The following is an 11679-nucleotide window of genomic DNA, read 5'->3' as shown; positions in this document are numbered from 1 at the left end:
GCTCAGGCCGTCCGCAGGAACCGGTCGAGGACCCAGACACCGAAGTGGAGCGCCTCGACCGGGACGCGCTCGTCGACGCCGTGGAAGAGCGCCTGGTAGTCGAAGCCCTCCGGCAGCCTCAGCGGCGCGAATCCGTAGCCGGTGATGCCCAGCCGGGAGAACTGCTTGGCGTCCGTGCCGCCGGACATGCAGTACGGCACCACATGCCCCTCGGGCGCGAACTCCTCGACGGCGGCCCGCATCCGGGCGTACGTCGGGGAGTCCACCGGCGCCTGGAGCGCCACCTCGTGGTGCTCGAACTCCCAGTCGACGTCCGGTCCGGTGAGCCGGTCCATGGTCGCGCGGAACTCGTCCTCGGCACCCGCCAGATACCGTCCGTCGACGTGCGCCACGGCCTCCCCGGGGATCACGTTGACCTTGTAACCGGCGTCCAGCATCGTCGGGTTGGCGCTGTTGCGGACGGTGGCCTCGACGAGCTTCCCGGCCGTGCCGAGCTTGTCCAGCAGCGTGTCCACGTCGGACAGGTCTGACAGGTCGGTCTCGATGCCGTACACGGCGGCGAGTTCGGTGAGCGCGGCCCGCACGGTCGGGGTGAGCCGCAGCGGCCACTCGTGCTCGCCGATGCGGGTGACGGCGGCGGCGAGGCGGGTCACCGCGTTCTCCCGGTTGACCTTGGAGCCGTGTCCGGCCCGGCCGCGCGCGGTGAGCCTCATCCAGGCGGTGCCGCGCTCACCGGCCGCGATCGGGTAGATCTGCCGTCCGCCGCCGTCGTGGAAGGTGAACGCGCCCGACTCGCCGACGCCCTCGGTGCAGCCCTCGAAGAGGTGGGCGTGCCGGTCGGCGAGGAACCCGGAGCCGTCCTCGGCGCTGGCCTCCTCGTCCGCGGTGAACGCGATGACGATGTCCCGCCGGGGCCGTACGCCCTCGCGCGCCCAGGCCCGCACCACGGCGAGGATCATCGCGTCCATGTTCTTCATGTCGACGGCGCCGCGCCCCCAGACGACCCCGTCGCGGACCTCACCGGAGAACGGGTGCACGCTCCAGTCGGCGGCCTCCGCCGGGACGACGTCCAGATGGCCGTGGACGAGCAGCGCGCCGGCCGACGGGTCGGTGCCCTCCAGGCGGGCGACGACGTTGGCGCGGCCCGGGACGCGCTCCAGGAGCACCGGTTCCAGGCCGGCCTCGGCGAGCAGCGCGGCGGCGTACTCGGCGGCGGGCCGCTCCCGGCAGTCGCCCCCGCCCCTGTTGGTCGTGTCGATCCTGATCAGGTCGGACGTGAACGTCACGACCTCGTCCAGGGCCCGCTCGTCAGCCATACTGCTCCTCCACCGCGGCCGAGGCGATCGTGGTGACCGCCTTGAAGACGCGGATCCCGTCGTACATGGTCCCGCTGGTGTACGCCACCTTCCGCTCACCGGTGCGGGTCACGCCCGGCACGACGGTGACGGCCATCGCCAGGTGCTCGGCGTCGAACTCCACCGCGACGGTGAACGGCCCGCCGCCGGCCGGCTCCCGGCGCACCGCCAGCGCGGCCGCCTCCTCGGCCGCCGCACGGATGTCGGCGGCCGTCCGGGCCGGGGTGCGGCACACGGCCGCGTACCGGGACACATGGTCCTTGACGGCGACCTTCAGCGCCTCGGGCGCGTAGCCGAGCGCGTCCTCGCAGGCGACGTCGTCACCGGTCACCAGGACCACCGGCACCCCGTACTCGGCGGCCACGTGCGCGTTGAGCAGGCCCTCGCTGGCCCGTACGTCGTCGACCCACACCCCGGTGATGGAGTTGGCGAGGAAGGTGTGCGCGAGGACGCCCTCCATGCCCGCGCCGGCGTGGTAGCCGATGAACGCGATGCCGTCCACGTCGCCGTGCTGCACGCCCTCGACCATGGACAGGGCCTTGTGCCGCCCGGTGAGCATCTCGGCCCGCTCGTCCAGCCGCTCCAGGAGCAGGTTGCGCATGGTCCAGTGGGCCTCGTTGATCAGCACCTCGTCGGCGCCGCCGTCGAAGAACCCCCGCACGGCGGCGTCGACGTCCGAGGTGAACAGGGACCGGCACCGCTCCCACTGGGGGGTCCCCGGCAGCACGTCGGCCGGCCAGGTGACGCCGGTGGCACCCTCCATGTCGGCGCTGATGAGGATCTTCATGCGGCACACGCTACGTGGTTCCGCCGAATCCCGGCCAGCCTGTGGACAACTCTCACCGGTCCGGACCGGTGAAGGCCGCATCGCTCCTCACCAGGCGTTCACCTCACGGCGCGTCCCGTCAGGAACCAGAGGGACGGCAGTGCGACACGGGTGCCGTCGGGGCCGTGTTCCGTGGTGGTCAGCGGCAGGGTGCCGTTCGCCAGCACGGTCAGTCCGGCCGCGGTCAGGAACTCGGGCACGGCCGCGTCGTCGACCTCGCCGGGGGCTATGCCGTGCCGCAGGACCGGCGCGAGTTTGGGCGGCGGGCCGCCGGGGCCGGCCGCGAGGCCCCGCAGGACGGCTCCGGCGGCCTCGGAGGGCTCGACGAGGAAGGCCCGGCCGCGGTCGCCGACCAGCGTGGCGACGGCGTCCGCCAGCGCCTGCCGGTCGTCGGGCTCGCACTGGTGCAGCACACCGCGCATGTACACGTTGGCGTCGCCGAGTTCGGCGTGCAGTTCCTGCGTCCCGGCCTTGTCGACGGCGTCCAGTCGCCGGTACGCCGCCCGCCCGGCCGGGTCGGCGGCGCGGGCGCGGTCCAGGGCGGCGGCGGAGAGGTCGGCGCCGAGGACGTGCGGGAAGCGGTCGGCGAGGAAGCGGGTCTGGGTGCCGTTGCCGCACCCGAGGTCCACCAGGGGCAGCCAGGGGTCCGTCAGATGCGGTTCGAACAGGGCGAGGTGGCGGGCCACCGTCAGGGCGGGCTCCGCGTCCCAGAACACGGCCCCCTCCTCGTCGGGTGCCTCGCGCCAGAAGCCCTCCCAGGCCTCCCGGTACCGACTCGTCACGCTCATGACCGACTCCCCAGGGTGCGACGCCGACCCGCCCCGTGTGACGGGCCAGTACGGTGTATCGCGCCCCGGGCGCGCGGACAAGCGCCCGGCGCATTCCTTCACGGCTCGTTCGCCCCGGAGTGCGCCGTGTACCACCGGCGCTCAGCGTCGTCGCGGCAGTGTCAGTTCGAACCACACGCTCTTGCCGGTCGTCGTCCGGCTGGTGCCCCACTGGCGGGCGAGGGTGCTGACCACGCGCAGTCCCCGCCCGAACTCGTCCGCCGGCCGCGCGTCGAGCAGCGTCGGCAGTTCGTGGTCGTCGTCCTCCACCTCGCACAGCAGCGTGTCGCCGCGCACCAGCCGCAGGGCGACGGGGCGGGCGTGGGAGTGCAGCACGGCGTTGGTGACGAGTTCGCTCACCATCAGCTCGGTGCTGTCGGCGAGCTTCGGCAGCCCCCAGTCGTGGAGCTGCTCGCGGACCACCGCGCGGGCCCGGCCGACCTGGGACGGCTCGGGGACGAGCCGCCATTCGGCGACGTCGTCGGGGTCGATGCCGCCGAGGCGGGCCATCAGCAGGGCCACGTCGTCCTTGCGGCCGCCCTGGGTGTTGAGCGCCCGGATGATGGTGTCGCAGGCGTCGTCCATGGAGGCGGCCGGGTGGGCGGCGGACTCGCACAGCGTGGCGAGCCCGACGCCGATGTCCTCGCCGCGCACCTCGACCAGTCCGTCGGTGCACATCACCAGCCGGTCACCGGGCTCCACGGGCACGCGCGCCGTCTCGAAGGGCACCCCGCCGACGCCGATGGGCGCCCCGGTGGGCAGGTCGAGCAGTTCGCTGCGCCCGTCGGCGGCGCGGACCAGGACCGGCGGGATGTGTCCGGCGTTGGCGAGGCGCAGCTCGCCCGCGATGGGGTCGTAGACGGCGTACAGGCAGGTCGCGAGGTAGGTGTCGCCGAGCCGCTGGGCGAGATCGTCGAGGTTGCGCAGGAGTTGCGCGGGCGGCAGGTCCAGTGCGGCCATGGTCTGCACGGCGGTGCGCAACTGGCCCATCATCGCGGCCGAGTTCAGCCCGTGCCCCATGACGTCGCCGACGACGAACGCGGTACGGGTGCCGGGCAGCTTCACCGCGTCGAACCAGTCGCCGCCGATCCGCCCGAGCAGGGTGCCCGGCAGATAGCGGGTGGCGATGTCGCAGCCCGCCATGCGCGGCGGGATGTGCGGCAGCATGCTGTCCTGGAGTGTCTCGGCGACGTTCTCCTGGTACGTGTACATCCGCGCGTTGTCGAGCACGAGCCCCGCGCGGGCGGCGAGTTCGGCGCCGGTGACCCGGTCCATGTCGTTGAAGACCTGCCGCTCCGGATGGCGCAGCAGGATCATGAAGCCGAGGACGGCGTGGCGTGCCTTCAGCGGGACGACCAGCATGGACCGTCCGGTGATCAGCGGCCGGATGTCGCGCTTCTCGAACTGCGAGGCGATGGCGTGGCCCATCTCCTCGCTGATGCGCGGCACGAGGACGGGTTCGCCGGTGGTCATGCACTGGAAGAACGGGGTGTGCGCCGGAAAGGGCATGGCCTCGCCGACGGGGACGACGTCGTCCCAGCGGCCGGGTTCGTCGGTGTGCTCCACGGCGACCCGGTGCCACAGGGTGGTGGTGTCCGGCACGCCCTCGTCGAATCCCTCACCGGCGACGACCTGTTCGCGCAGGTAGGTGCCGGCGACGTCGGTGAAGCGGGGCACGACGGCCTTGCTGACCTCGACGATGGTGCGGGAGAGGTCGAGGGAGGTGCCGATCCGGGAGCTGACCTCGTTGAGGAACTCCAGGCGTTCGCGGACGGCGGCGTACTCGAGGTCCTCGCCCTCGTCGCGCAGTTCCTCGGGCACCGGCTCGCCGGCCGCCAGCGCCCGCGCGGCCCGTTCGCGGCGCTCCCGGCGTTCGACGCGCCGGGGCACGCCCCAGTCGGGGGTGACGGGCACCCGGTCGTTCTGGCTGAACTCCAGGACGGGATAACCCAGTTCGAGGACCTGGGAGACGATACGGGCGCTGTCGCCGACGCTCATGCTGGGGAGGATCTCGGGGAGCCGGCGGGCGAGCTCCTCGGAGCCGGGGAAGTCGGTGTGCAGGGCGAAGCCGGGCGCGATCCGTTCGAACGTCCCGGCCTCGTCCGTGCGCAGCAGTCCGTCCGCGTCGGCGGCCAGCACCAGCAGCCGCTCGCGTCCCGGGCCCACCAGCGGGTAGGCCCACCACAGCACGTCGACCCGTCCGGCGCCGGCCGCGGTCAGCCGGGCCCGGCCCGCCGCCGGGTAGGACAGGCCCCCGCCGAGCGAGGCACCGAGGCCGGGCCCCAGACCGTCGTAGGCGGCGTACGCCCCGTAGGGCTCCTCGTCCCCGGACTCCCCCGGTTCCTCGGGCAGGGCCCCGGCCACGGGCAGCAGGTCGGCCGCCGGGCGGCCGATCGCGTCCTCCTTGGGGAGGGAGAACAGGCGCCGCGCGCCCCTGCTCCAGTGGGAGACGAGTCCGTCGCGGTCGACCACGACCACGGCCAGCGGGATACGGCCGGCGCCGCCCCGTTCGGCCGCCGCGCCGTCTCCCGCGCGGCGTTCCGGAGGCGCGTCCCGCTCGGTGCCACGGTCCATGGCCCAGGCCCTCTCTCCCCCGGCTGTGCAAGATCTGTACCGCCGTCACCACCGTACGACCACGGTCGGCCGCGATGTGTGTCAACGCGGGAATTGCCCGCCCGTGCTCGCACCGGCGTGTATTCCCGCGCGTGACCGACCGTTTCAGTCCTCGTGGCCGAGCTGGAGGTCGCGTTCCGTGCGGCCTCCGCCGGCCATCTGGAGCACGGTCGCGACCGGTGGGTAACCGGCGGCGATGACGGTGTACTCACCGGACGACAGGTCGACGAAGCGGAAGATGCCGTCGGGTCCGGTGGTGAGGGTGTCGACGACGTTGCCCGCCGCGTCCAGCAGGGTCACGCGGGCCTCCTCCACGGGCCGTCCGCCGCCGGCCCGCACGGTGCCGCGCAGTACCGCGCCGCCGGCCAGCTCGACGTCCTGACGCGTCTCGCGGGCGGCCTGGACGGTGACGGGGAGGGCGGCCGGACGGAAGGCGGGCGCGCTCGCGGCGAGGGTGTACTCCCCGGCCACCAGCTCACCGATGACATAGCCGCCCTCCCGGCCGCTGCGGGTGCCGGCGACGACCTCCCCGTGGACGTTGGTGAGGGTGACGGCGGCGTCCCGCACCGGGGTGCCGTCGGCGGTGACGACGCTGCCGGCGAGACGGCCCGCGCCACCGAGGACGACATCGAGTTCGACGGGCCGCTCGCCGACGGTCACGGAGACCGCCTGCGGCTGGTGACCTCCGGCGGCGGCGATCAGGACGTACGACCCCGGTCCCGGCGTGGCCAGCGCGTACCGCCCGTCCTCGCCGCTGGCGCCCCGTCCGGTCTGCTGTCCGGTGACGTCGATGAGGGTGAGCGCGGCGCGCGGTACGACGGTCCCGTCGGGGTGCTGCACGGTCCCGCAGACGGGGATGCCGCCGGTGTGCGGGGAGCGGGGCGGGGCGGGGGTCCCCCCGTTCGGGGAGTGGGGGCGCGCGTGCGGCACCTGTGCCGTGAAGTCGGCGGTGGGGGCGTGGTGGGACACCAGTGGTCTCTCCTTGAGGAAGAAGGCGATGAGCAGGCCGAGGACGAGCACCGGCACCAGGTGGAGGAAGACGCGCGGCATGGCGTCGGCGTAGGCCTGTACGTAGGCGTCGCGCAGCCCGGGCGGCAGCGCGTGGACGAGCTCGGGGGTGATCGACTCGGCGTCCGGCGGCCCGCTGCCCGCGTGCGCGGGGAGGCGCTCGTCGAGCGCGTCGGCGAGCCGGCCGGCGAAGAGGGTGCCGAAGACGGCGGCGCCGACGCTGCCGCCGATCTGCCGGAAGAAGTTGTTGGCGCTGGTGGCGGTACCGAGGTCGGCGGGGCGCACGGAGTTCTGCACGGCGAGGATCAGCACCGGCATCACCATGCCGATGCCGGCGCCGAGGACGGCCATCCAGACGCTGTAGTGCAGCCGGGGCGTACCGGTCTCCAGGCGGGACAGCAGCCACATGCCGAGGACGGAGAGGGCGGAGCCGGTGACGGGGTGCCACCGGTAGCGGCCGGTACGGCTGATGAGCTGCCCGGAGACGATCGAGGCGCCGACGATGCCGCCCGTCATGGGCAGCATCAGCAGTCCGGACTCGGTGGCGGAGGCCCCCTCGACCATCTGCAGATACGTCGGGAGATAGCTGGCGGCGCCGAACAGGGCGACGCCGGTCACCAGCCCCACCAGGCCACTGACGTTGAACACGGAGTCCCGGAACAGCCGCAGCGGGATGAGGGGTTCGGCGGCGAAGCGCTCGACGACGAGGAAGAGGACGGTGGTGACGACGGCGCCCGCGCCGAGTCCGAGCACGACCCGGGAGTCCCAGGCGTACTCGGTGCCGCCCCAACTGGTCAGCAGCACCAGGCAGGTGGAGGCGGCGGCCAGCAGCAGGGTGCCGAGGACGTCGAAGCGGCCCCGTGCGGCCGGCTTGGGGAGTCTGAGCGCCAGGGCGACGACGGCCATGGTGACGATGCCGAAGGGGACGTTGACGTAGAAGCACCAGCGCCAGGAGAGGTGGTCGGTGAAGTAGCCGCCGAGCAGCGGCCCGGCGACGGACGCGAGGCCGAAGGCGGCGCCGATCAGCCCCATGAAGCGGCCGCGCCGCCTCGCGGGCACGATGTCCGCGACGATCGCCTGCACGCCGATCAGCAGGCCGCCCGCGCCGACGCCCTGCACCGCCCGGCAGGCGATCAGCTCGTCCATGGTGGACGCGCGGCCCGCCAGCGCGGAGCCGACGACGAACACGAGGATCGCGAACTGGAAGACGCCCTTGCGGCCGAGCAGGTCGCCGAGCTTTCCGTAGACCGGCAGTCCGACGGTGGCGGTGAGCAGGTAGGCGGTGATCGTCCAGGACATCCGGTCCCGGCCGTGCAGCTCGCCGACGATCTCCGGGAGCGCGGTGGCGACGATCATCTGCTCCAGGGCGGCGAGCAGCAGCGCGAGCATCAGCGCGAGGAAGACCAGCCGGACCCGGCGCGGGCTCAGGCCCTGCTCCACGACCGGTGCCGGGGGCGGCGGGCCCCCGGCCGGTGGTGCCGTGACCGGCTCGTCCTGCGTCAGAGTGATCCCGCCCACGTACCGCTCCCCTCGTCGCACCGCCGGACAATTCCCGCGTAAAAGCGACAACTACGAGCAAGCGCGGCGAGTTACGGGACCGAGAAAGGTCGTAACGGGATCACTCGAAACGGTGAGGAGCCACCTCCGCACCGTTTACGGGGGTTTGCCGCCCCTTACTTCTCGACCTCCGCGGCCAGCCTGGCCAGCAGGGCGTCGTAGATGCGGGCGAGGCCCTTGGGCGCGAAGGTCTTCTCGAAGAAGCCGCCGATGCCGCCGGCGCCGTTCCAGACGGTGCTCACCACGACGCGGGAGCGGCCCTCGCCGGCCGGGGTGACCCGCCAGGTGGTGACCATGGAGGAGTTGCGGTCCTTCTCGACCAGTTCGCCGTCGGTCGGCTCGGTGACCTCCAGGAGGCAGTCGCGCACGCGCTTGCTGGTGGCCTGGAGCTTCCAGTGCACGAGGGTGCCCTCGCCGTCGCCGCCCTCGCGGACCTCGTACTCGCTGTACTGCTCGGGCAGCACCTTCCCGCGGGTGCCGCTGTAGTCGGCGAGGGCGTCGAACACCGTCTCCGCGTCCGCCGCGACGATCCGCTCCGTAGTGGCCTCGACCTGCGCCATCGCTTACCTCCAGGGCATGGGTTCTCGGGGTCGGGGCAAGCCAACCACCCCCGTGCCCGGCCGCCCAAATCGGGGGTCCGGATGTGATCGGGAGAGTGACCGAAGATGTCACTCGCACGATCAAGGGAACACTTGTTCTATTCTGTGCCGCAGCGACACCGAGGAGGCGTCATGCGCTGGGAGAACCTCTCACCGGACTCCGAACACAGCCGGGCCGACACCACCCTGTTCGACGCGGAGACGGTCACGACCCGCACCTTCGACACGCCCGAGTTCGCCGGAATCACCTTCCACGAGATCCGGGCCCGCTCCCTCGTCAACCGGGTGCCGGGAGCCTCCCGCATGCCGTTCGAGTGGACGGTGAACCCCTATCAGAGCTGCACACACATGTATGCGCTTCTACCAATGACCCTATTTACTGGGAGTGGTTCCTCATGGTCAGCGCACCGCAGGCCGACAGGGTCTGGAAGAGCATGACCGCATCGATCACGGACCGGGACGACCGCGGGCCGCAGCCCGCCGCATCCGGAGCAGGGGCGGCCGCGTACCGCGTACTGTTCCAGGGCGGCGACACAGAACCGGCAGACAGCGCTCCTGCCAGACAGTGGCTGCTCCTGCGCAAGCGCACGACCGAGCGGTGAGCCCCTCCGCCGAAGGCCCGCAGCATCGGCGCAGACGCCCACGCAAACCGCCCTGCCGGAGGCTTGCGGACCTCCGGCAGGGCGGGGCTCGAGAACAGCAGACCCGGCACCTCGTTACGAAAAGCATCAGGGCTGACGCTGACACGTGAACATGTCCCCTCCATTTTTACCGAGTGCCTCGCGATCACCCGGACTGGATCACCGAACGGCGCCGGGAGCTGGGCAAGCGCATCGCGGACCTGCGGACCGCCGCGCTCCACTCTCAGGAGTCCTTCTGTGAAGCCACCGAACCGAGCCGCAGCACTCTTCAGCGCATCGAGTCCTGTGAGGGCGACCCCCCGCTTCAGCGAGCTCCTGCGCATCGCGGCCGCGCTCGACGCCCGCGTCTCCGTCCTCACCGGCTGACGTCGGGCAGGAGAAAGCCCCGCCCAGCTGAAGCCCTGAGAGGAACGACCAGCAGCGACACCGCCACAACCGCGGCCGCCACCTGTGCCGGCCAGTCGATGTCGTCGGCCGTGTCCGCACGGGCCTGGATCTGCTGGAGGGCCCGGGCGAACACGCCGTCCAGGGCATAGCGGCGAAAGCGGGTGCAGACCGTCTGCCATGAGCCGCAGCGTTCCGGCAGGTCGCGCCAGGGGATCCCGGTCCGGATCTTGTAGACCATCCCGCCGACGACCTGCCGGTCCTCCACGCGCGGACGTCCTGCCGCGGCCCGCGACATGAGAGGAGCGAGCAACTCCCACTCGTGACCGGCGAGTTCATGGCGACGTGCCGCCCCACCATGATCCGACACCCGACGATCCTCGAGGACGGACCCTGGTTCGTACTCGATATACGCTTGTCTGTCGTACTCGATATATGGTCCACTGGTCGCATGCCGAACATCCGGCTCACCAAGCCGACGATCGCCGTCCTGGAGAGACTGCTCTCCGCGACGGCGGACAACCCGGCTTGGGGGCTCAGCATCTGCCGCGACGCCGACCTCGGCCCCGGCACCGTCTACCCCATTCTCGACCGGCTCACTGAACGCGGTTGGGTCACCAGCCACGAAGAGTCCGGGCCCCATCCCGGACGGCCTGCACGTCGCTTCTACGAACTCACAGGCGCCGGTCGCCTGCAAGCCACAGAAGCCCTAGATGCGCGGAAGGCCCGACAGATCAAGTTCCGTCTGGCGGGAGGCGCGGCATGAGCGCTACGCAATCTCAGGGGGGATCTTCGGACCGGGCTGCTGTCGGCGCACTCGTACGCAGTGCCGGTGACGGTAACGCGGCTAGCTGGAAGGCCCTCGTAGAAGGATTGGGGCCGCTCGTCTGGTCCGTCGTTCGCACCCACGGGCTCTCCGACGCCGACGCGCATGAGGCATACCAGCGCACCTGGTTTCGCTTCGCCCAGCACATTGGAAAGATCAGAGAGCCGGATAGGGCGGGGTCGTGGCTGGCCTCGACCGCTCGGCACGAATGTCTCAGGACCATCAGGGAACGGCGCCGAACAACCGTAGAACAGGTACGCGCTGCCGAGGCTTTCGTGGAGAGGTACCGAGTCGAACCGTCCAGCCGTCAGAACACCCGCACCACGCGGTCCCGTTCGGCATGGGGCTTGACGTCGTGGGCTTCGCGGATAGCGGGAAGCCACCGGGATACAGACGAGTGGCGCGCGTATCTTGCAGGAGCCCCGGAGGAAGGCATCGTCCTGACACCACGCCAACAGCAACGCGCGGCGTTCGGCTTCCTCATCGCCGCTATGCGATTCCGCCTTCACGATCTCTGCGGTGGATTGTGGTGGCCCGTGGACTGGTTGCTGCGCACGCCGGCACGCAGCAACGCCTTCATCACGGCAGCAGTAGGCGCTCAGGCGATCTATATCGTGGGCGATGACGGTCTCTCCGCGCTCGTCACTGAGGTGTGGGAACCGTGCGGCATCGCGGGTGCGGCGTTGTACGCCCTGTCGAGGTGGCTGCGTCGTGTGCGCGGCATAGAACTTGCCGCAGCCGAGCGGGAGCCGGTTGACGAGTAGTACAAAGCCGCCCGCTTCCCACTGTGGGCGGCTCGCGCCTGAGTGCCCAGAGATCGAAGCGGCGGCGGCGACGTTGGTGTCCTTGGCCACTGAGCCTTTTCCATCTTGATCAGGTGGTGAGTTCGAGGGCAACGACAGCTCGGACGACGGCTGTGATCCGGGTGGTGCTGCAGCGGAGCTTCCGCAGGAGCCGCCAGGACTTGAGGATCGCCATGGCGCGTTCACCGAGGTTGCGGATCTTCGCGTGGTCCCGGTTGTGACGTCGGCGCCAGCCGCGCA

Annotated in this window: 9 protein-coding genes and 3 pseudogenes; 4 read left to right on the top strand and 8 right to left on the bottom strand. The window is 71.5% G+C overall.

Going from position 1 to position 11679, the window contains the following annotated elements:
- Window positions 1-2 precede the first annotated feature (2 nt).
- The 6 genes from ACF1DX_RS29625 to ACF1DX_RS29600 all read right to left on the bottom strand — a co-directional run bounded on the left by ACF1DX_RS29625 (window position 3) and on the right by ACF1DX_RS29600 (window position 8746).
- The gene (locus tag ACF1DX_RS29625) at window positions 3-1316 is read right to left on the bottom strand and encodes a M20/M25/M40 family metallo-hydrolase (RefSeq protein WP_391794193.1); all 1314 of its coding nucleotides are present in this window, start codon (window positions 1314-1316) and stop codon (window positions 3-5) included.
- A complete protein-coding gene (locus tag ACF1DX_RS29620) occupies window positions 1309-2142 on the bottom strand; it encodes a M55 family metallopeptidase (protein ID WP_391794192.1) in 834 nt (277 codons plus the stop codon). The genes ACF1DX_RS29625 and ACF1DX_RS29620 overlap by 8 nt, the downstream gene beginning before the upstream one ends.
- Before the next feature lie 98 nt (window positions 2143-2240).
- The gene (locus ACF1DX_RS29615; RefSeq protein ID WP_391794191.1) at window positions 2241-2969 is read right to left on the bottom strand and encodes a methyltransferase domain-containing protein; all 729 of its coding nucleotides are present in this window, start codon (window positions 2967-2969) and stop codon (window positions 2241-2243) included.
- Window positions 2970-3110: 141 nt separating this feature from the next.
- Entirely contained in the window at window positions 3111-5582 is a 2472-nt protein-coding gene (locus ACF1DX_RS29610) for a SpoIIE family protein phosphatase (protein WP_391794190.1), read from the bottom strand.
- Between the two features lie 144 nt (window positions 5583-5726).
- Window positions 5727-8147: an MFS transporter gene (locus ACF1DX_RS29605; protein ID WP_391794189.1), complete on the bottom strand. Its 2421-nt coding sequence runs from the start codon at window positions 8145-8147 to the stop codon at window positions 5727-5729.
- 155 nt (window positions 8148-8302) lie between these two features.
- Window positions 8303-8746: an SRPBCC family protein gene (locus tag ACF1DX_RS29600; protein WP_391794188.1), complete on the bottom strand. Its 444-nt coding sequence runs from the start codon at window positions 8744-8746 to the stop codon at window positions 8303-8305.
- A 171-nt stretch (window positions 8747-8917) separates the two neighbouring features.
- On the opposite strand from ACF1DX_RS29600, the pseudogene ACF1DX_RS29595 reads away from it, so the two are divergent.
- Window positions 8918-9133: pseudogene (locus ACF1DX_RS29595) on the top strand (radical SAM protein); the annotation flags it as partial.
- Between the two features lie 648 nt (window positions 9134-9781).
- Here the strand turns inward: ACF1DX_RS29595 and ACF1DX_RS29590 are convergent.
- Window positions 9782-10180, bottom strand: coding sequence for a transposase (locus ACF1DX_RS29590; RefSeq protein ID WP_391794187.1), 399 nt, complete (start codon window positions 10178-10180; stop codon window positions 9782-9784).
- Between the two features lie 81 nt (window positions 10181-10261).
- On the opposite strand from ACF1DX_RS29590, the gene ACF1DX_RS29585 reads away from it, so the two are divergent.
- The 3 genes and pseudogenes from ACF1DX_RS29585 to ACF1DX_RS29575 all read left to right on the top strand — a co-directional run bounded on the left by ACF1DX_RS29585 (window position 10262) and on the right by ACF1DX_RS29575 (window position 11400).
- A complete protein-coding gene (locus ACF1DX_RS29585; protein ID WP_391794186.1) occupies window positions 10262-10576 on the top strand; it encodes a PadR family transcriptional regulator in 315 nt (104 codons plus the stop codon).
- Window positions 10573-10861: pseudogene (locus tag ACF1DX_RS29580) on the top strand (RNA polymerase sigma factor); the annotation flags it as partial. The gene ACF1DX_RS29585 and the pseudogene ACF1DX_RS29580, both read left to right, overlap by 4 nt.
- 311 nt (window positions 10862-11172) lie before the next feature.
- A complete protein-coding gene (locus ACF1DX_RS29575; RefSeq protein ID WP_344558929.1) occupies window positions 11173-11400 on the top strand; it encodes a hypothetical protein in 228 nt (75 codons plus the stop codon).
- 109 nt (window positions 11401-11509) lie between these two features.
- On the opposite strand, the pseudogene ACF1DX_RS29570 reads toward ACF1DX_RS29575, so the two are convergent.
- Window positions 11510-11679, bottom strand: a pseudogene (locus ACF1DX_RS29570) (IS5/IS1182 family transposase); the annotation flags it as partial.

It is taken from the genome of Streptomyces sp. NPDC014676, assembly GCF_043084105.1.
Taxonomy (GTDB): Bacteria; Actinomycetota; Actinomycetes; order Streptomycetales; family Streptomycetaceae; genus Streptomyces.
Note: the sequence above shows the minus strand (reverse complement) of the source record. Positions and strands in the feature narration are given on the sequence as shown.